At 68.1% G+C, this 19987-nt stretch carries 10 protein-coding genes; 4 read left to right on the top strand and 6 right to left on the bottom strand.

From position 1 onward, the window contains the following. Positions 1 to 202 precede the first annotated feature (202 nt). From ACGFWE_RS19400 to ACGFWE_RS19390, 3 genes are read left to right on the top strand one after another with little or no spacing between them, the layout of a single operon-like run. Positions 203 to 1480, top strand: coding sequence for a magnesium transporter MgtE N-terminal domain-containing protein (locus ACGFWE_RS19400; protein WP_352390317.1), 1278 nt, complete (start codon positions 203 to 205; stop codon positions 1478 to 1480). Continuing rightward, positions 1470 to 2105 carry a DUF1003 domain-containing protein gene (locus ACGFWE_RS19395; protein ID WP_352390318.1) on the top strand — a complete coding sequence of 212 codons (636 nt, stop codon included), beginning with the start codon at positions 1470 to 1472 and terminating at the stop codon, positions 2103 to 2105. The genes ACGFWE_RS19400 and ACGFWE_RS19395 overlap by 11 nt, the downstream gene beginning before the upstream one ends. A 43-nt stretch (positions 2106 to 2148) precedes the next feature. Further along, positions 2149 to 3282 (top strand): Mrp/NBP35 family ATP-binding protein, encoded by a 1134-nt coding sequence (locus ACGFWE_RS19390; protein WP_393600560.1) that lies wholly within the window; start codon positions 2149 to 2151, stop codon positions 3280 to 3282. 114 nt (positions 3283 to 3396) lie between these two features. Here the strand turns inward: ACGFWE_RS19390 and ACGFWE_RS19385 are convergent, their stop codons facing one another. The 4 genes from ACGFWE_RS19385 to ACGFWE_RS19370 form a co-directional block, all read right to left on the bottom strand. Next, complete coding sequence (locus tag ACGFWE_RS19385) at positions 3397 to 3903, bottom strand: Imm21 family immunity protein (protein ID WP_393600559.1); 507 nt, start codon at positions 3901 to 3903, stop codon at positions 3397 to 3399. Further along, on the bottom strand, positions 3887 to 10780 hold the full coding sequence (locus ACGFWE_RS19380; protein ID WP_393600558.1) for a polymorphic toxin-type HINT domain-containing protein: 6894 nt from the start codon (positions 10778 to 10780) through the stop codon (positions 3887 to 3889). The genes ACGFWE_RS19385 and ACGFWE_RS19380 overlap by 17 nt, the downstream gene beginning before the upstream one ends. Before the next feature lie 94 nt (positions 10781 to 10874). Beyond that, positions 10875 to 14510: a LamG-like jellyroll fold domain-containing protein gene (locus ACGFWE_RS19375; RefSeq protein ID WP_393600557.1), complete on the bottom strand. Its 3636-nt coding sequence runs from the start codon at positions 14508 to 14510 to the stop codon at positions 10875 to 10877. Positions 14511 to 14542: 32 nt separating this feature from the next. Further along, complete coding sequence (locus ACGFWE_RS19370) at positions 14543 to 16099, bottom strand: FG-GAP repeat protein (RefSeq protein ID WP_393600556.1); 1557 nt, start codon at positions 16097 to 16099, stop codon at positions 14543 to 14545. A 509-nt stretch (positions 16100 to 16608) separates the two neighbouring features. On the opposite strand from ACGFWE_RS19370, the gene ACGFWE_RS19365 reads away from it, so the two are divergent. Further along, positions 16609 to 18540, top strand: a complete 1932-nt coding sequence (locus ACGFWE_RS19365) for a glycosyltransferase family 2 protein (RefSeq protein WP_393600555.1) — start codon at positions 16609 to 16611, stop codon at positions 18538 to 18540. Between the two features lie 45 nt (positions 18541 to 18585). Here the strand turns inward: ACGFWE_RS19365 and ACGFWE_RS19360 are convergent, their stop codons facing one another. Continuing rightward, a complete protein-coding gene (locus ACGFWE_RS19360) occupies positions 18586 to 19251 on the bottom strand; it encodes a hypothetical protein (RefSeq protein WP_352390320.1) in 666 nt (221 codons plus the stop codon). A gap of 279 nt (positions 19252 to 19530) precedes the next feature. Beyond that, entirely contained in the window at positions 19531 to 19956 is a 426-nt protein-coding gene (locus tag ACGFWE_RS19355) for a sec-independent translocase (RefSeq protein WP_393600554.1), read from the bottom strand. Between the last annotated feature and the right edge of the window lie 31 nt (positions 19957 to 19987).

The raw sequence follows: 19987 nt of genomic DNA, 5'->3' as shown, positions 1-19987 counted from the left end.
GGTCCTTCAGCGGCGTACGGCAGCGTACCGGGGCCCGGGGCCCCGGGCGGAGCCAGCTCGTCCGGAGCGCTCACCAGGGCGGATCCGATCGGTACGGGCTAGCCTTAAGCCCTCCCGAGCGGGCAATCCGGACAACGAACGACGAACGAAACACCCCGTACGCACCCCCGTACGCGGCCTCGTACGCAAAGGAAGCACAGCCATGGCAGCGGGAGCCCCCCGGATCTTCGTCTCGCACCTCGCCGGTGTCGCCGTCTTCGATCCCAACGGCGACCAGGTGGGCCGCGTGCGCGATCTGGTCGTCGTGCTGCGCGTGGGGCGCAGGCCGCCCCGGGTGCTCGGTCTCGTCGTCGAACTGTCCACCCGGCGCCGCATCTTCCTGGCCATGACCCGGGTGACGAGCATCGAGTCCGGTCAGGTCATCACCACCGGCGTGCTCAACGTCCGCCGCTTCGAGCAACGGCCCACCGAGCGCCTGGTGTTCGGCGAGCTGCTCGACCGGCGGGTCACGCTCGTGGAGTCCGGCGAACAGGCCACCGTCCTCGACGTGTCGGTGCAGCAGCTGCCGGCCCGCCGGGACTGGGAGATCGACCGTGTCTTCGTCCGCAAGGGCGGCAAGGGCGGGGCGTTCCGGCGCAAGGGCGAGGCGCTGACCGTCGAGTGGTCCGCCGTCACCGGCTTCACGCTGGAGGAGCACGGACAGGGCGCCGAGAGCCTCCTGGCCACCTTCGAGCAGCTGCGCGCGGCCGACCTCGCCAACGTCCTGCACCACCTCTCCGCCAAGCGGCGCGCCGAGGTGGCCGCCGCTCTCGACGACGACCGCCTGGCCGACGTACTGGAAGAGCTCCCCGAGGACGACCAGATCGAGATCCTCGGCAAGCTGAAGGAGGAGCGGGCCGCCGACGTCCTGGAGGCCATGGACCCCGACGACGCGGCCGACCTGCTCTCCGAGCTCCCCACGGAGGAGCAGGAGCGGCTGCTGAGCCTGATGCAGCCCGGCGACGCGGCCGACATGCGGCGCCTGATGGCCTACGAGGAGCACACCGCCGGCGGTCTGATGACGACAGAACCGATCGTCCTGCGGCCGGACGCGACCGTCGCCGACGCGCTCGCCCGCGTCCGCAACCCCGACCTGTCCCCCGCCCTGGCCGCCCAGGTGTACGTGTGCCGCGCGCCCGACGAGACGCCGACCGGCAAGTACCTCGGCACCGTCCACTTCCAGCGGCTGCTGCGCGACCCGCCGTACACCCTCGTCAGCTCCATGGTCGACGACGACCTGCAGGCCCTCGACCCGGACGCGACGCTGCCGGTCATCGCCGGGTTCTTCGCGACGTACGACATGGTCGCGGCGCCCGTGGTCGACGACTCGGGCTCGCTGCTCGGCGCGGTGACGGTGGACGACGTACTGGACCACATGCTGCCGGAGGACTGGCGGGAGACGGAGTTCGACGCGGAGGGGGTGGCCCACGATGACGCCTGAGCGCGAGACCCCGAACCGCGAGCGCGCCACTTCCGGTGTCCGGGAGCGCACGCCCGTCGGCGCCACGGCGACCGGGCGCACCCGCGCCCGCCTCGACCAGCCCCGCCCGCCGCGCCGCCGGCTGCTGCCCGAGTGGGACCCGGAGGCGTTCGGGCGGCTGTCGGAGCGGATCGCCCGCTTCCTGGGCACCGGCCGGTTCATCGTGTGGATGACGGTCGTCATCATCGCGTGGGTGCTGTGGAACATCTTCGCGCCCCGCGATCTGCGCTTCGACAACTACCCGTTCATCTTCCTCACCCTGATGCTGTCCCTCCAGGCCTCCTACGCCGCCCCGCTGATCCTGCTCGCGCAGAACCGGCAGGACGACCGGGACCGGGTCAACCTCGAACAGGACCGCAAGCAGAACGAGCGGTCCATCGCGGACACCGAGTATCTGACCCGCGAGATCGCCTCGCTCAGGATCGGCCTCGGGGAGGTGGCGACCCGTGACTGGATCCGCTCGGAGCTCCAGGACCTGATGAAGGAGCTGGAGACACGGCAGGACGGACACGGGCACGTCGTATTCCCGACAGACCGGCCAGAACGGCCGGAACGTCCGTCGGGACGTGACGTAGAAGACCGCTGAGGAACTTACTGAGGGGCCTGTCCGGAGCCGTACCATCGTCTGTATGGCTAGCGAAGACGCGGTGCGCGAGGCACTGGCGACGGTGAACGACCCCGAGATCAACCGCCCCATCACCGAACTCGGGATGGTGAAGTCGGTGGAGATCGGCGCGGACGGGGCGGTCGCGGTCACCGTGTACCTGACGGTCTCCGGCTGTCCCATGCGCGAGACGATCACGCAGCGCGTGACGGACGCGGTCGCGGCGGTCGAGGGCGTCACGCGCGTCGACGTCACGCTCGACGTGATGAGCGACGAGCAGCGCAAGGAGCTGGCGACCGCGCTGCGCGGCGGCCAGACCGAGCGCGAGGTCCCCTTCGCCAAGCCCGGCTCCCTGACGCGGGTCTACGCGGTCGCCTCCGGCAAGGGCGGCGTCGGCAAGTCGTCGGTGACGGTGAACCTGGCGGCGGCGATGGCGGCGGACGGCTTGAAGGTCGGTGTCGTGGACGCCGACATCTACGGCCACTCGGTGCCGCGCATGCTGGGCGCCGACGGACGTCCGACCCAGGTCGAGAACATGATCATGCCGCCGTCGGCGCACGGCGTGAAGGTCATCTCGATCGGCATGTTCACCCCGGGCAACGCGCCGGTGGTGTGGCGTGGCCCCATGCTCCACCGCGCGCTCCAGCAGTTCCTGGCGGACGTGTACTGGGGCGACCTGGACGTCCTGCTCCTCGACCTGCCGCCCGGCACCGGCGACATCGCGATCTCGGTGGCCCAACTGGTCCCGAACGCGGAGATCCTGGTCGTGACGACCCCGCAGCAGGCCGCCGCCGAGGTCGCCGAGCGCGCGGGCTCCATCGCCGTCCAGACCCACCAGAAGATCGTCGGCGTGGTCGAGAACATGTCCGGCCTGCCCTGCCCGCACTGCGGCGAGATGGTGGACGTCTTCGGCACGGGCGGCGGCCAGACGGTCGCTGACGGCCTGACCCGCACGACGGGAGCGACGGTCCCGGTCCTCGGCTCCATCCCGATCGACGTCCGCCTGCGCGAGGGGGGCGACGAGGGCAAGCCGGTCGTCCTGACGGACCCGGAGTCTCCTGCGGGGGCGGCGCTGCGGGGCATCGCGGGGAAGCTCGGCGGGCGGCAGCGGGGGCTTTCGGGGCTGTCTTTGGGGATTACTCCTAAGAACAAGTTCTGAGGTCGCGGCATGCAATAAGCCGCTCTCAGGGCAACGCTGCCCGCTTTGGCAATCGCTACCGACCGAATCCAATGGGCCACCGTACAGGCGGGGCCCATTGGACCAGTCGGCGGACTAGCTCTCTGTCATCGGCACCAGACGGTGCAGTTTCGCGGCGCAGTGAGGAGCTAGCGGCACTTCCGCGCTGTCAAGGCGGGCCCGCCCCGCTTGCCACTGCCACACGAGCTTGCTCTCCTCAGTCGCCTCGGCACCCGGAATGGCCGAATCCATGAGGACGAGAGCCCCGTCACTTTCCAGAACCGGTCCCTCTCGCCACTCAATGGAATCGAGATCGAATTCGGAGGCGTTCACCAGAATATCGTCCTCAGAATTTGCATAGATCCATTGGACGATCAGGTGCCGCGATTCCAGGATCGTGGTGCGGAGTGGTTCGTCTCCGAGTACCACCACGTTCCTTCCGGCCACTGCGTATGGCAGAGAGTTTCCGGCGTCTGTCGCATCGATAACGAGATCGTAGTCGCCCTCGTATCCGGTCCAGGAGTTGAGCGTCGATGCCGACGTCAGCAGGAAAGGACCGCCGTCCGTTTCCAGCCACCTGTGTCCCTCAGTCGTTTGCCCCATAGAGACCTCTCATGACGTGCTTCAGTTGTCCTGCCCATCCGCCCTGCCGACTACTGCATGGTCGGCACTGGGGGTAGAGCCGCTGAGGTGTGCCATCCGGAACCCAGGAGCTGATCGGCTGGTGATCCGGAACGAACCTCCCGTTGCCTCCCGGATCAAGGATGCCGCAAGTGTGACACCCGTACCTGAACCCGAGATCGTCGATCTGGTCGTGCTCCGCGTCAGTAAATACCTGGGACTTGCTTCGCGCGGGTATGGATTCAACCGCATAAGGTCCGATAGGGCATACCTGTTCAGGATCACTGCGCACGCGCCTGCTGGCGTTGTGAACCAGAACTGCCTCTTGGCCGACCATCACGTAGTACGTGTGCAGCCCGTTTACCGTGAGGTTGTGAACTGTGGCGGTCAGTGGTGTCCAGCGCTGAACTGCCGTGATCTGGACGCGCGCGCCGGTGCTCGTTGTCAGCCATTCGCCTGACGAGAGATCGTTGGCTTCCAGCCACGCACCAAGTTCCGGCACCCAGAAGGGGTGCCCGTCGGTCGCAGTGACGGACGCCGTCTTCGTGCCGTTCTTCCCATCGACATCGACGGTGATCTTGACCAGGTGCTTGAGACCTGTGCCCTTTATTTCGGCGGTGACCTTCTCGACCTTGGTCTCGCCGGTCTGGGGGTCCGTAGCGAGCACCTCGTCACCGATGTCTATGTCCTCGATCTTCTTCATCGAGCCATCGGCCATCAGTACGCGTGTGCCAGGTACGAAGCTGTTGCATCCCTTACCCGTCGTAGACGCGGCCTCCTCGGCAGCCTTCGCCGCCTTCCTGCTCTTCCGCCAGTCCTTGAAGGTCTCCAGCAGGTCCTTGCCCAGCCCCCAGATGCGCTTCCCCAAGGCCGTGGCCTTGTTCCATCGGAACAGGTACTTCTTGGCCAGCTTCGCCAGAGGACCGCCGCCCAGGAAGGACGACACCACGTTCAGTGCCGTGTTGCCGCACGCCGCCAGGTTGCCCGTCGTGAAGCAGTCCAAGGCGTCGGTGATGCCCAGTTCGTCCGCCGCGATCTTGCCGAGTTCCTTGGCGATCGCGATCGCCTTCTGCTTGGCGGAGTCCTCCGCGTCGCGGGCGATGTCGGCCCTGGCCTGGGCTTCCGTGTAGGTGCTGTTGCCGGCCTTGGTGTCCACCTTGCCGTCGTTGTCGCTGTCGACCCCGCCCGGATTCGTCTTCGGACCACCTCCGCACTGGTTCCAGCCGCCCACACACTCGGCTATACGCAACCCCGACGCGTCGCTGTTCGAGACCGGGCTGTTGTTGGCGTAGGCGTAGCCGTTGATCTGCTGTGGGTCGGTGTAGTCGATGACCGGGTCCGCCGAGATGAAGCGGCCGGTGTCCGAGTCGTACTCGCGGGCGCCGAGCGTCGTCAGGCCCGTGGATTTCTGGACTGTGCCGCCGACGAAGCCCTTGTCGTTCACCCAGCCCGAAGCGGACGACGTCGACGCGTCCCGTGCGTTGCCGAAGGCGTCCATGCGACGGCGGGTCGTGGAACCCGTCTTCGCGTCGACCGCCAGCTCCGCCGTGCCCTGGTGGTCGGAGGCGAGGAAGTGGACGCCGTCCGCCTCCCGCATCGCGACCGTCGTGCCGGCGAAGGTGTAATAGCGGGTCGCCGTGACCTTGGCGGTGGACTTGTCGTAGTGGAGTTCCGTGCCGGGAAGGTAGAACGTCTTCTCGGTCGGGGTGTCCCGGATGAGCCGGGATCCCTGTGCGTCGTACTTGTACGTCGTCACCGACGCGTCCGCGTTCGTGACCTGCGTCAGCTCGCCCTGCTTGTCCCAGGTCAGCGACTGGGTGTCACCGTCGAGGACGCGCTTGGTGGTGTTGCCCGAGGCGTCGTAGACGTAGGTGTCCTTGGAGGTCACCTGCGGGGTCGTGCTCGTCGCCGCCGTCTGCTGTGTCACCGAGGACACCGTGTGCGGGCCGGACGCGGCGCCGTTCGGCCCGGAGCCCGTCTCGCCGTACTTGTAGGTGCGGCTCGACGTCGCCGTGCCGTTCAGGCCGTGCCGGACCTCGCTCGTGCGGTTGCCGAGTGTGTCGTAGCCGTAGTCCGTCCAGTACGGGGACACGCCGCCGACCGTCGACGAGGACGCTCCCGAGGAGCAGGACGCGTCCGTGCCGCCCGTGCCCTTCGCACCGTTCGACGCCACCGACGACGTCCAGGCCGAAGAAACGCGGCCGAGACCGTCGTACGCGAAGCACTGCACATCACTCGTGCCGCCCGACGGCGTGTCCGCGATCGAGAGGATGTCGCCCGCGGCGTCGTAGGTGTAGTCGGCGTCGTAGGCGATGGCCGACGCACCCTCGACCCGTACCGAGGAGTTGGTGAGGCGGTTCGTGCCCGCCTCGTAGTAGTTGTTGATCCAGGTCTTCTTCGCCGTCGGCTCGCCGGTGTACAGCTCCAGCGTCTCCAGATTGGAGGTCGGGGAGTACGACGCGTCCGTGACGTAACTCAAGCCGCCGAGAGAGGTGTTGAGGCCCACCGGACGCCGGAGGTCGTCGTAGACGTTGGTCACCGACTCGCCGGAGAGATCGGCAATCGCGGGCAGGGTCTGGTAGTTGACCGTGCCGTCGTCGTTGTACGCGACCCCGAACTCGTACGTCCCGCCCAGCTGTGGCTCGGCCGTCTTGGACAGGTAGTACTTCGTCGTGAGGGGCTGGTAGTCGTTCTTGACGTCGAGGGTCGGGTAGATCACCGACGAGTAGACCGCGCCGTCCTTGTAGGTGTAGACGCCGTACAGCTCACCCTTGTAGACCGAGTCGTACTTGGACACCGACAGCTTGGTGCCGGTCGTCGGCTCGCCCTGCCAGGTGGAGGCCACCCGGCCCAATTCGTCGTAGACCGTCGAGGTCTTGTCGCCGTTGACCGTGACGGACGTCTGGCGGTCCAGTACGTCGTACGTGTACGAGGACGAGCCCGCGTCGGGATCCGTGGCCGTCTGCTTCCGGCCCAACTGGTCATATGTGTAGGACCACTTGTTGCCCTTGTCGTCTGTCACCTTCGTGAGCAGACCGGCCGGGTTGTAGCCGTAGGACGTGGTGACCGCGGCGCTGTCCGCCGGGTACTGAAGCTGGGTCGTGGTGCGGTCCCGGCCGTCCTTCACGACCGTCGTCTTGACGCCGCCCTTCGGCGGAGTGGTCGTGACGCGGTCGCCGCCGTACGCGTACGTCGTGCGGTACTTCTCCGTGCCCTTGGCCTTGAAGATCGACGCCGTGGTGCGGCCGGCTCCGTCGTACGAGGTCACCGTCTGGGCGTTCAGGTCCGCGTCCACCGGGTCGAACAGGGTCGAGGACGGAGCGCCGGTGGTGAAGTAGGTGTCGTTGACCTGGACCACGCGGCCCGAGCCGTCGTAGAGGGTGTCGGCGACCATGCGGCCGCCCTCGCCCTCGGTCTGCTCCTGACGGGGCCTCAACCAGCCGTCGTACAGCGACCATTCACTGCCGTACGTCGTCCCGTCGTTCTCGATCTTCTGGGTGTGGACCGCGGTAGGGCCGTCGTCGCCACGGATCAGGTACTCGTACTTGATGGACGGGGTGAAGTTGTTCGCCTTGGGGCGGTCCGGCATCCAGACCGAGACCAGACGGCCGAGGCCGTCGTAGGCAAGGTCGGTGCGCAGACCGTTCTGGTCGACCTTGGCCGTTGGCTGGCCCCAGGCGGGGGCGTACTCGGTGGAGGTCGTCCAGCCGTCGATGTTGGTGACGACGGACTTCGTCGCCAGGCCGTAGGTGTCCGTGTATGTGGTCAAGGACGTGTACTGCGTCGACGACGACGCCGTCTCCGCGTCCTTCACCACCTTGGGGCGGCCGTAGTCGTCGTAGGTGGTCACGGAGGTCGTCCGGTACGTGGCCGTGGTGCCGTTGTGCGACTCGAGACGCTTGGTCGTGGTCGGGTCGCCCTTGGTCGGCGCCGCGCCCAGGGTGGTCGAACCGTCGTAGTACGTCAGCTCGTCGGAGATGACCTCCTTGGTGCGGTCCGGGGTCGAGGCGCAGTCGACGCCGACCTTCTCCACCCGTGAGACGAGCGAGTAGATGTGCGCGCTCACGCTGTCCGCGTACTCGGTGCGGGTGCACTGGTTGTCGGCGACGCCGACCTCGCCGTCGTCGTCGACCGTCAGCGCGCGCCCGGTCGAAGCGTCGTACGTCGTGGTCGACTTGAGATGACGCCAGCCGCCCGTCGCGAGTGCCGTGTACGTGTCCGCCGTACCGGTCGCGACATAGCGGGCCTGGTATGTGGCCCAGTCCCGGACCTCGGTCGCGGTCACCGCCGTCCAGGGAACGGTCACCGACTTCTCGGTGACCACGTCACCGTCGTAGGTGATCGTCTCCAGCTCCTGGCCGGCCTTCCAGTCGGAGTCGTCGTAGGAGCCGCCGGTGGAGTCGGTCACCTTGGCCGAGCGGGTCTTGCCCGCCTTGTCGACATCGCCGTCGAGACCGCGGAAGTAAACGTGCTCCGTCTTCGTGTTGGACGCGGAGTTGGTGCCGGCGGAGGTGACGACCTGGACCTTGCCGTACCCGCGCCAGTCGCTCCAGGTGCGGTACTCGGACTTGGTGATGCCGTCGGCCGGAGTCTTCCGCCAGCCCGCGTCGCCGACATAGGTGTACGAGGTGACCTGGTCGGCGTTGTCGCCGGTCAGGTCGGTCTGGACGACGGAGCCGACCACGTACTTGTGGAACCAGTCGGTGATCGGGTCGGTGACACCCGGCGGGTTCCACTTCACCGGGAAGCAGCGCTTGACGGAGGAGTCCTCCGCCGGGACGTTGCCCGTCGTGCACTGGTTGCCGGCGTAGTTGACGCTGAGCGCGCCACCGCTCTCGTTGAGGATGCCCGACAGCCGGTAGCGGTAGAAGGGGAGGAGGTTGTCGCCGGACTCGTCGACCCGGTTGGGCAGGGTGGTGCCGTTCAGCTCCACGGAGGGGACCGAGGCGTCGGCGCCGACCTTGCCGGTGTGGTCGATCTTGTTCAACCACAGGGACTTCGAGGCGTCACCGTTGTCGGTGAAGATGTGGGTGAGTCTCCACTCGTCGACCGGAGTGTAGGCCGAGTCGCCGGTGCGGATCTGCGTGGTGACCTTCGTGAGCTTCTTGCGGGTCCAGAAGGTCGGCGAGTTCTGCCCGGGGCACTTGGTGCCCGCCTTGCAGTTCTGGTCCCAGGGGACGTCCGGCCAGTCGGCGGCCGTGGTGTCCGTGAGAGCGCCCGTAGAGCAGTCCGTCAGGGAGCCCACGCAGCGCTCGGCCGTGGTGAAGACGACCTGGGCGGCCGGCTTGGTGGAGTACACCTGCTTGTCGCGCTGGCCGTAGTCGATGCGCTTGAGGTAGCCGCCGCGGATGTAGGCCTTGCCGTTCTCCGTGGTCTTCAGGCCCTGCGTGTAGTAGTTGGTCTCCGTGCCGTAGAAGTACGACATGGCGTTGCCGTGCGGGTCCACGACGTAGTCGAGGTTCCAGCGCCAGGCCTGGGTGCAGTACGCGCTGGCGAAGGTGGCGTTGTAGCAGGGCTCGCCCTCGTCGTCGCCGTAGACGGGAACGGTCCAGGTGGAGCCCGTCTCCTCGTTGCCGCTCGCGTAGCCGGTCAGGCGGTTGAGGCCGAAGTAGTACTGAGTGCCGTCGGCGGTGGTGATCTTCCAGTACTCGCCGTTGTCGTCACCGTTGGTGGCGCCGCTCAGGTGCTCGACCTTGGAGTTGTCGTCGGAGCTGATCCGCCACTCGCCGCTCTTGTCCTTGACGAGCCGCCCGGAGCTGCCGCCGGTCAGCGAGAGCGTGGCGTTGTCGAACGCCCAGCACTCGTCGCCGTTGGTGCCGTCGTGACCGTCGTCGGCGCAGGGCTTGTAACTGCGCTCGATGTAACCGGGTTCGTAGGAGAAGCCCTGGCCGATCCACGAGCCCTGGTTGTTGGTGGTCGCCGTCTGGCCGTCGATGGACTGGGAGTTGTAGCTCAGGCCGACGGTCGGCTGGAGGCCGCCGGGGACCGGCGGGACGTTCATCGGGTACGACCAGGTGAAGGCGCCGGAGCTGGTGTCGACACCCCACTGGGAGGACTGCGCCAGGCTGGTCGCCTTGTAGGAGCCGCCGTCGCCGCTGCCGCCGGAAGTGGCGGCCACGACGGTGGCCGAGGAGGCGGATGAGCCGGTGGTGCCGGCTTCGAGGAGCTGGGTGGAGGTGCCGGAGGTGTCACTGGCCGCCTGCACCGTCGCGGTCAGCGTCTGCTTGGCCCGGTCGTTCGACGTCTTGAGATACGTCGGTGTCGAGCAGGCCTTCTTCTCCGGCGTGGTCAGGACACAGGCCGGGTAGGTGGCCAGCCGCAGCCGGGAGCTGTAGGAACCACCGAATGCATCGGCGAAGCCCGAGTAGTTCAGGGCGACTTGGGCGGGACCGGGGGTGGCACCGCCATCGGTGCGGGCGACAGTGAACAGCACACCGTCCACGCCCGCCGCCTCGGTGACCTTGCGGCCGAGCATCTCGAGGCGGACGGAGTCGGCGCCCTTGCTGCCACCGGCCGCCTTCGCGGCGAGGGGCAGCCCCTTGGCCTCGACGGCCTTGTCCGCGAGATCGACCTCGGCGCTGCCGGCCACCGGCCAGTGCGCCTTCTTGGTCTTCTTTACGGCGGCCTTCTCGGCCTGGTCGGTCTTCTTGAAGGTCTCGGGGGTGGCGTTCTTGCCGCGCACCGGGTCGTCGAGGTCGGTCTGCGACTTGGGGCGGGTCAGGCCGCTGTCGGCGGTGGCCGTGGGCGCGTACTGCGGGAGCAGCCCTATGGACAGCGCCAGTCCGAGGACCAACGCGGCCCGTCTGCGACCGTTTCGCCAGGCCGGCCAGGATGACCGGAACCAAGCAGGCGAGGACATCAACTCTCCTAGCTCGTAGGGGGGATGGGGGGACGGATACGCACGCCGAGACGGGCGGGCGGCATTAAAGCCGCCCGCCCACACACGGGGTTGGTTACGCCGAGGTCTCCTCGACGCTGGAGCCGCCGGGCAGTCCGGCCACGAGGGACACCAGCGAGGCGTCCAGCGGGCCCTGGTACATGCGCACCTCGTCCACGGCACCGGAGAAGTACTCGCTCGCCGTCGTCCCCGTCAGCGCCCGGCCGACCTGGAGGTTCGTGGTGCTGAAGTCCCAGGAGTTGTCCCAGGAGACGTCCACCGCGGCGATGCCGTTGACGTAGAGGAGTACGTCGCCGAAGACCGCGTTGTAGACCAGCGCGAGGTGGTCGCCTTCGCCCGTGGAGCTCGGGGCGTGACCCGTGTCGAGCTGCTTCGTAGTCACCGGAGCGGCCGTGTCGCCGTTGGTCACGACCAGCTGCCAGCGCTTGTCGGCAACCGAGTACTTGACCTTGATGGCGGTGCCGTGGGCACCGGACAGCGAGAGCACCGTCTGGTCCGTCGCCGGGTTCGCCGCCGCCAGCCGGGCGCGGGCGGTGAGGGTGAAGCTGTCCTGGGCGGTGAGCGGTCCGGCGGCCGCACGGGTGGCGTACGCGGAGGTGCCGTCGAGAGCCAGGTGTCCGTCGCCCCTCAGCGGCTGGGCGGGCGGGGCGCAGTCGGGGTCGGCCTCGGAGTCACAGGAGTCGTCCGGGATCGCGTAGATCGAGGCGCCGCCACCGAGGGTCAGCCCGGTGCCGCCGCCGGTCTCCGGGGAGACGCCGTTGGTGACCGAGTCCAGCTGCCAGTAGGCGAGTTGGTGCGGCTGGATACCGCCGAGTTCCTGGCCCTCGGCGGGCGGGACGACCCGGTCGTGGAGCTTGACGTCGGCGACGCTGCCCTTGAGTGCGGCCGTGTAGCCGTCGAGGTCCAGCCTCCGACCGATCTGCAGAGCGCCGGAGGAGGTCCAGACGGTGTGCCGGGCCTGGACGTCGTCGGCGACGAGGACGCCGTTGACGTACAGCATCAGTTTGCCGAGTTCGTCGTCGTACACCCCGATGAGGTGCGTCCAACTGCCGGCGACGGCCGTGGCGCCGGACACCTTCCAGCTGCCGAGGGCCTCCATGTCGCTGATCGGGATACGGAAGGTCCAGGAGGCGCTGTCCGCGTCGTAACCCAGCTCGAAGCCGGGCTTGGCGGTACCGTCCTGGCTCACCACGGTCATGTCCTCGGTGGGTGTTGTCGGCAGCTTCACCCAGGCGCTGACCGAGAAGGTGGAGCCGGTGTCGACGGCGGCCTTCCCCGCGTCCAGGTAGGCGTTCTCGGTGCCGTCGAACGTGGCCGCGGTGTCGGTGGAGCCGAGCGGGCCCTTGTCCCCGAAGGTCACTCCGGAGCCGGCCGCCGCGGCCGGGGTCTTGCCGCTGCCGGCCGCCTTCGTGGAACCCTTGGCGTCACCCAGAGTCCAGGCGGCGACGGGCGCGCGGCCGTCGCTGACCTCGAAGACGTGGGCGGTCGGTGTCTTCTGCGCGTTGCCCGCACCGTCCACCGAGGTCACGTGCAGCGTGTACGGCCCCTCGCTCGGCGGCATCCAGCGGATGGTCGCAGGTCCGCCCGCGGACGCGGCCGTCGCCGTCTTCTGGGCGCTGTCGGCGTTCGGTCCGGTGAAGTAGTACCGGTACTGCGTCACGTCGTTGGCCGGTGAGTCCATGGTGAAGTTGCCGTAGTCGCCGACTCCCGTGTGCCAGGCGTCGTCGTCCGGGTACTCGGCCGAGGTGATCACGGCCGACCCGGGCTTGGTGGTGTCGTAAATGAACTCGCAGCGGGTCTGGCCCCCTTCCGTCGACCAGGCGCCGTACGACTGCTGGTCGTAGCCACGGACCGCCCAGGCGACGGTGACACCCGACGGGATGCTGAAACCGGCCTCGCCGTCGCCCGAGATGTCGTCACCGATGGTGTAGAAGAAGGTGGCCACGCCGGTCTGGTCGCTCCAACTGGAGTCCACCGTGGTCTTCTTGACGGTGGTCGCGTAGTGCGTGACCGTCGTGGTGCCAGAGGTCCACCAGACCTTGAACTGGGCTTGCAGCGTCTCGGAGTTGGCGCCTGTGTCGCCGTGGTCGTAGTCCCTGATGACGGCGGAGACGCGCGGTGCCTTGGTCACGTAGTGCTCGGTCGCGCTGCCGGACTCGCAGCTGCCGCCGGGCTTCATGTTGAGGTCGGACTGGACCGGCTCAAGCGGCGGGCGGTTGTACTTCACCGACAGAAAGGCGTTGCCGCAGAACCGCTTCCAGTACGAGGTATCCGACTCGCTGCCGGCCTTCAGCCGGAACGTGGTGGTGTCCCAGCCCTTGTCGGCCGCGGTCTGCACGGTGCTTGTCGCGTCGAAGACGGCGTTCTGGTTGGTGGAGGTGCACGAACCGGCGTTGGCAGTGGGCGACTTGGTGTCGACGGTCGCCTTGGAGCCGGGCTGGTTGTCCCAGTTCGTCTTGGAGCTGATCGCACTGGCGCCGGTGCTGTTCACCCGGGCCAGCTGCACCTCGCGGGCGGACGAGCTGTAGGTGAAGACAAGAGTGACCGCGAACTCGGCGCTGATGATGTCCTTGCCCTCGAAGGACCCGGTGGGCAGGGCGAAGAACTGCCGCTTGACGTCGGTGGAGCCGGCGCAGCGGACCGAGACGTCGGTGGGGCAGCGGCCCACGCCCTCGTCGTCGTCGAACTTCCAGTACGAGTTCTGCGACCAGTTCGAGGACACCATCGCCCAGCCGGTGCGGCTGGCCGTCTTGACGACCGGGTCGATGTAGACCGGGTAGACGGTGTCCTGGTCGGTGAGCAGGCTCCGGTCGGGGGTGAGGGTGACGGTGTCCTGCGAGACGTCGATGCCGACGTCGGCGACCTGGGCGCCGTCGGGCGGGGTGACGGTTGCGGTGTCGTCGGGTGCGGTCTCTTCGGCTGCGCTGTCCGTGCCGTTCGTCGGGTCGCCGCCGTGCGCGGAGTCCCACATCAGCGGCTGCGGTGCCTCGAAGATGGCACCGCCCGCACCGGGGTCGGTGGCGGTGAGGCCGCCGTCCGCGTCCTCGGTGAGGTCGACGGAGTCGGTTTCGACGGGGAGCCGGAGCTCGGTCAGCTCCGGATTGGCGGCCGCCTCGGCGTTCTTGACGACCAGGACGTGCGAGAAGCCCTCCGCACTGGCGGTGACCTTGAGGTCGACGCCGTCCAGGACATTGGCGTAGGTGGCGGTCGAACCGTCGATCTTCGGCTTGGGCAGCTTCGACGGCCAGTCGAGGGAGAGCGCGTGGCCGTCCTTCTCGATCTGGGCGAAGGTCGTGTCACCACCGCCGGAGAAGGACATCGCGGTGGTCGCGGCCTTGGGTGCGAGCGTGCCGTTCTTCTGCCTGACGAGGCTGGTGTCGATCTCCGTCCACCTGCCGCCCTTGCGGGTGCGGACGGGCTGGACGTACTGCCTGGTGGTGAAGGTGCCGTCCGGGTTGGCGACGGTGGTGCTGCGTTCGTCGCGCAGGGTCTGGATCTCGACCGCCTTGCCGGACTTCTTCGCCTTGGCCTGAGCGGCGGATGGGGAGAGGGAGGTGTTGCCGTCCGTGGAGGTGCTCGCGCCGGCTGCGGTCTGCTCGGTGGCGGGGGCGGGCAGGACGCTGAGGCCCGGGGTCAGCAGAGCCGCGATGGTGGCGGCCGCGATGAAGGGGCGTCTCTTGCGGATCTTCATGATGCCGTGCCTTCTGCTTCTCGGTCCGCCGTTCACCCGATCACCCCGAAGGCCGTACCCGCGTCGGGCAGTCCGTCGGAGCCGGGCTTATTCGTAGTGATCCCCGTGCTGGTGGTGCCGTCGACATCCGTCCACGGCAGGACGTAGAGGGCGCCCTTCGAAGTGGCCGACTCCTTGCTGTAGGGCACGCCCACGTAGAGGTAGGAGGTACCGCCGACGACCGCGAGGCCCGTGTAGTCCCGCGCTGTCGCCGTGCCCGGCAGTCCGGAGCCCCGGGTGAGGAGCTTGTCGTTCGTACCGAGATCCGCGTCGAGCGGCCTGAAGACATGGACGGCGCCCGCATCCTTGGCCGCTGTGTCCTTACCGGGCTCGCCGACGGCCAGGCGCACGTTGGTCGAGGTGGTCACGACGTTCGAATCGGTGTTGACGATCGCCACGCGCTGGCCCATGAAGTCGTTGGCCAGCGCTCCGCCACCCTCGAAACCCGGGCCGCTGTTGTCGAAAGCGGCGATCTGCGTGTACGCGCCGGACGGCTGGATGCGGAGCACCAGGACGCCGCCCGCGTCCTTCGTGGCTCCGATGTCCTCGCCCGGGATGCCCACGGCGAGCAGCGCATCGGAGTTGTACGTCTGATCGCTCGGCCGGTAGCCGGTCAGAGAGACCGATGTCCCGAAGCCGTCGCCGGCCTCCGACCCTCCGCCGATCCCGGTGCTGTCCTGCCCGAGACCGACGAGTGGCGTGGGCATGCCACCCGAGAGAGTGTGGTTGAAGATCGCCACTCCACCGGCGAACTCCAGGTCACCGGCGCTCTCACCCGGCGCGCCGACGGCGAAGTAACGGTTGGTGCCGGAGAGCGAGTAGCCGAACCGGTCGTTCGCCTCGGCGTCGCCCGGCACTCCGGTGGAGTTCTGGCTCAGGGAGATCTTGGTGCCGCCCTGGACGTACTCGATGCATCCCGCGTCGGTGGACGTCGTGCCGCTCGCGGTGACGCCCTCGCCGGGCACGCCGATGACCAAGTACGGCACGCTGCTCGCGGTGGTACCCGCCTTCAACGCATAACCGAACCAGTCGTACGCCTCGGTCGTGGTGGCGGAGTCGAAGCCGGCCTGGGTGTAACCGTCGATGATGGAGCCCACCCCGATTCCGGTGGGCGTGCCGTGGATCACGTAGACCGCCCCGGCGTCGACGAGATTCGCGCCGTCCTTGACCACGTCCTCGTACGGCGTTCCGACCACCAGGTCGCTACAGCCGTCGCCGTCGGCGTCATAGGCCGCGTAAGAAGTACCGAAGCCGTCACCGGCCTCGGGCGCCGCGGGCATGCCCGAGGTGGCCTGGGAGATCTCGGATACACCCTTGCCGCCACCGAGCAGCACACGGACGAGTCCTGCTCGCTTGGCGCCGTTCACCGTGGCTTCGGGATCCGCGATCACGCGATCCCCGATGCCGTCGCCGTTGAAATCGCTCGACGTCCCCGCCGCGCACGTCGCCGCCGCAGCATCCGGCGACGTCACCGTCACAACCCCCGTAGCGGCCAGGAACAGGCCGGCCAGCGCGGCCAACCCCCCGGCCAGATGTGTACGCGTACGCACACCCCACCCCTCGCTGTCTTCGGTCGCCTGGATAAGCCACCTATGAATGACGTAAGAGGAAACTAAATACAGGTTAAATAAAGATCGTCAAGACTTTCCAGGCAACCGTCTGCACACAGCAGCTACACAGGAAGTGACCATCTTTGCCTTTTGCGTTGTAACCAATGAGAAACGTATCCATTGCGCGCAATCCGGACAAAAACAGCAGTGGTCACACTCCCAAATCCAGCCAACCAGCCACCACTTCACTGAATTTCCACATGACAGGCCCCAGAAGGTCGTGATAGGTTCACAAGCCGAAAACAATTTCAGGTATGCAAATAGGCCTGCCGTCAAGACTGTCGAATATCAGGTTCGACGCCGCCCAGGCCAATTACCCGTACCCATTCGCTGAGAAAGAACGGCCGATAGCCGAGCCGTCATTGCGGCGGTCCTCTCCACGCCTGCATCGACTCCACCGCTCAGCCCGCGATAGAGCGGTATCCAGTCAGCCCGGTAAGGTCCATGGAATGCCGAGAGTCAAAGTCAGCGTCGTCGTCCCCGTCTACAACACCGGGAAGTACGTCGACGAGTGCGCGCCGTCGCTGCTCGGGCAGAGTCTGCCCGCCGACGAGTACGAGGTCATCTACGTCGACGACGGCTCGACGGACGACACCCTGACCCGGCTGGAGAAGATCGCCGGCGCGCACACCAACGTCCAGGTGCACACCCGGCCGAACTCCGGCTGGCCGGGCGCACCGCGCAATCTCGGCATGCGGCACGCCAAGGGCGAGTACATCCAGTTCGTCGACCATGACGACACGCTCGGGCCAGAGGCCTTGGAGCGGCTGTACGAGCATGCCAAGCGCAATGACGCCGACGTGGTCCTCGGCAAGATGTCCAGCACGATGGTGCGGCCCCGGCGGCTGTTCCGGCACACGGTGGACGCCTGCACCATCGAGAACGACGAACTCATGCAGAGCATGACGCCGCACAAGATGTTCCGACGCGCCTTCGTCGAGGAGCACGGCCTCCAGTTCCCCGAGGGACCGTGGTTCTTCGAGGACATGCTCTTCGTCAGCGCCGCCTATCTGAAGGCGGAACGCATCTCGATCCTCACCGACTACCCCTGCTACTACTGGATGAAGCGGGAGGACGGGGGCAACAACACCCAGCATCGGTTCGCCCCCCGGTTCGGCTTCTGGAACAACGTCCGTACCATCGTCCGCCAGATCAAGGACGGCACTGAGGCCTCGGACGACGTCGATGCCCTCCAGAACCGCCTCCTGCACCGCAATTACCACGTCGAAATCCTCTCCCGCACCCGCGAGCCCGAGATCCTCCGCGAGGACCCGGCCGACCAGCGCCCCCGCTTCGACGCCGCCCGCGAACTGGCGCTGACCGAGTTCCCCGCGGCCGTGCGCGAAGGGCTGCCCACCGTGTCCCGGCTCCGCGCCGAACTCCTCGAACGCGGTGACTTCGACGGAGCCGTGGCCCTCGCCGAGCGCGTCCGTCAGGTCAAGGCCCGCAGCGCTGTGAGCGGACTGCGGTGGGAGGACGGCCGGCTGGTCGCCGACGTCACGCTGGACCTGCTGCGCGGGGACGGCGAGCCGCTGGTGCTCGTCGAGCGGGACGGGAAGCGGTGGCTGGACCCGGAGCTGCTCGCCGGGGTGCCGGGGACCGAGGACGGCTGGGAGGTCCGCGATCCGTTCCGGCTGGCGTACGCCGAACTGGTCGTCAAGGACCGTGACCGCGAGGACTGGTGGTACCCGGAGGGCGATCTGGAGGTGCGGCTCGAGCCCTGCGGCGAGGGGCGCTCCCGGCTCGTCGCGTCCGGGCGGCTGCTGCTCGACCCTGAACGGCTCGCGGGCGGGCGGCCGTTGGAGCGCGGGGTGCACGACGTGTGGGCGTACGTCCAGCTGCTGGGCGTCGACCGAATGGTCCGCCTCACCGGCGACGGCACCCCGGGAACCCCGGCCGCTGGCCCGGCGCTGACCGGCGGTCGGCTCTCGCTGCCGTACTGGACGGGCAGCGGTCAGCTCGCCCTCGACGTGGACCAGCGCCAGCGCAGACTCGGTTCCGACACGGCCGGTGCCGCCGCGGCGAACTCCGGGCGCGGGGAGCGGTCGCTCCCGCTGCCGTACGTGGCGTCCGCGGCCTCCAGCGGCCCCGCTCGCCTCAAGGTCACCGTGTCCGCCCTGACGGTGGACGCAGAGCTCGTCCCCGGTAACGACGGGACGACGGCCGTACTGCGGCTGCCCGCCCGGCTCAGGCTCCCGGCCGGACGCCACCCGGTCGGCCTGCCGAAGACCGACGCCCCGCTCGCGTACGCCGTCGTCCGCGACGGCGCCCTGCTGCGTCTCGAGGGTCCGGCCCACGAGGCCGGCACGGGACGCCGGCTCCTCGACGCGGTCGCCGACAACCGCCAGATCCGGCGGGTACGGCGACGACTGGGCCGATAGGACGGTCATGGGGCACCGCGGGGAACCCCGGTGCCCCACCGTGCGCTAGGCGTACGCCGAGATGTCCTTGATCATCGCGAACCCGAGCCCGTACGCGCTCATACCTCTCCCGTACGCCCCCACGTGCACCCCCTCCTGCGTGGAGCCCGCGAGCACCCAGCCGAACTCCGACTCCCGGTAGTGGAACGGCGTGGGCACGCCGTCCACCGGGAGGGACAGGGTGGACCAGTCGGATCCTTCGAGGTCGTCCGCCAGGACCCAGGCCGTCTCGGTCTGCTGGTCCAGCCAGTCGTCGCGCAGGGAGTGGTCCATCTGCCCGGGCCAGGTGAACGACAGCAGGCCCACCCCGGCCAGCCAGGCGGCGGAGGAGACCGACGTGGCCTCCAGCAGACCCGTGCCGTCCGCGCTCCTGCGGGACGGGTTCGCGGCGACGGTCACCACGACCGCGAACTTCTCCTTCGACTCCCCCGTGGAGCCCGCCTCGTTCTTCACGGAGGGCTCGTCGCCGTGTCCGATCGACCCGTGCTCGACGGCCCCGTCGGCCGACGTGCCGACCTGCATCAGCCAGCGCGGCCCCGTGAACGCCTCGTCGAGGCCGTACCACGGGAAGGGCGCCTGAAGGTAGCCGTCGACCGTGCGCCGGGCGGAGGGAACCTGCTGGCCACCCTCCGCGGCCGGCGCCTGCGCGACTGCCCCACTCGTCGTCTCCATGTGCCGGACGCCTCCTACTAGCTCTCGTCGGACCGGACCGGCCAGCCCCCCTTCGGGCGGCGTCGCTGGTTCGCGTCGGCCCGCACAACAACTCGGCAGCATAGCCACACCGCTCCGAGCTGCGGGGAAACCGCCCGGCGCGCGGGGCGCACGGGGGGTGGCTTCGGGCCGTACGCAGGCCGTACGGGGTGCGGGCGGAGTATGAGACGCGTCACGTACGACGGGAAAAGGCGCCCGCGAGCTGAACTGCTCGGCAGGCGCCTTCCGTGGAACTACGGCTCAGGTGGCGTCCGCGTCGAAGGGCGGGCGGTCGTCCTTGCCGGGCTCGTCGGGCTTTTTGGTCATGTCGATCCGGCCACCCGAGGAGGCGGACGTCGACGTGTCCGTGCTGTGCACGGAGTCGGTGACCTCGGCCATCTCCTTCTTCAGGTCGAAGCCGTTGCGGATCTCCTTGAGACCCAGCTCGTCGTTGTCCAGCTGCTTACGGATGAACGTCTTGGGGTTGAGGTCCTCGAACTCGAAGTCCTTGAACTCCGGGCCCAGCTCCGAGCGGATGTCCTGCTTGGCGCTCTCCGAGAACTCGCGGATCTTGCGCACGGTCCGCATGACGTCCTGGATGACCTTCGGGAGCTTGTCCGGACCGAAGACGAGCACGGCGAGGACAACGAGCGTGATCAGCTCGAGCGGTCCTATGTCATTGAACACCTGAAGCTCCTTGCGATGTCCTCGGTCCTCG

This window comes from Streptomyces sp. NPDC048523 (assembly GCF_043199815.1).
Lineage (GTDB): Bacteria > Actinomycetota > Actinomycetes > Streptomycetales > Streptomycetaceae > Streptomyces.
This window is presented reverse-complemented; position numbering and strand designations above follow the sequence as displayed.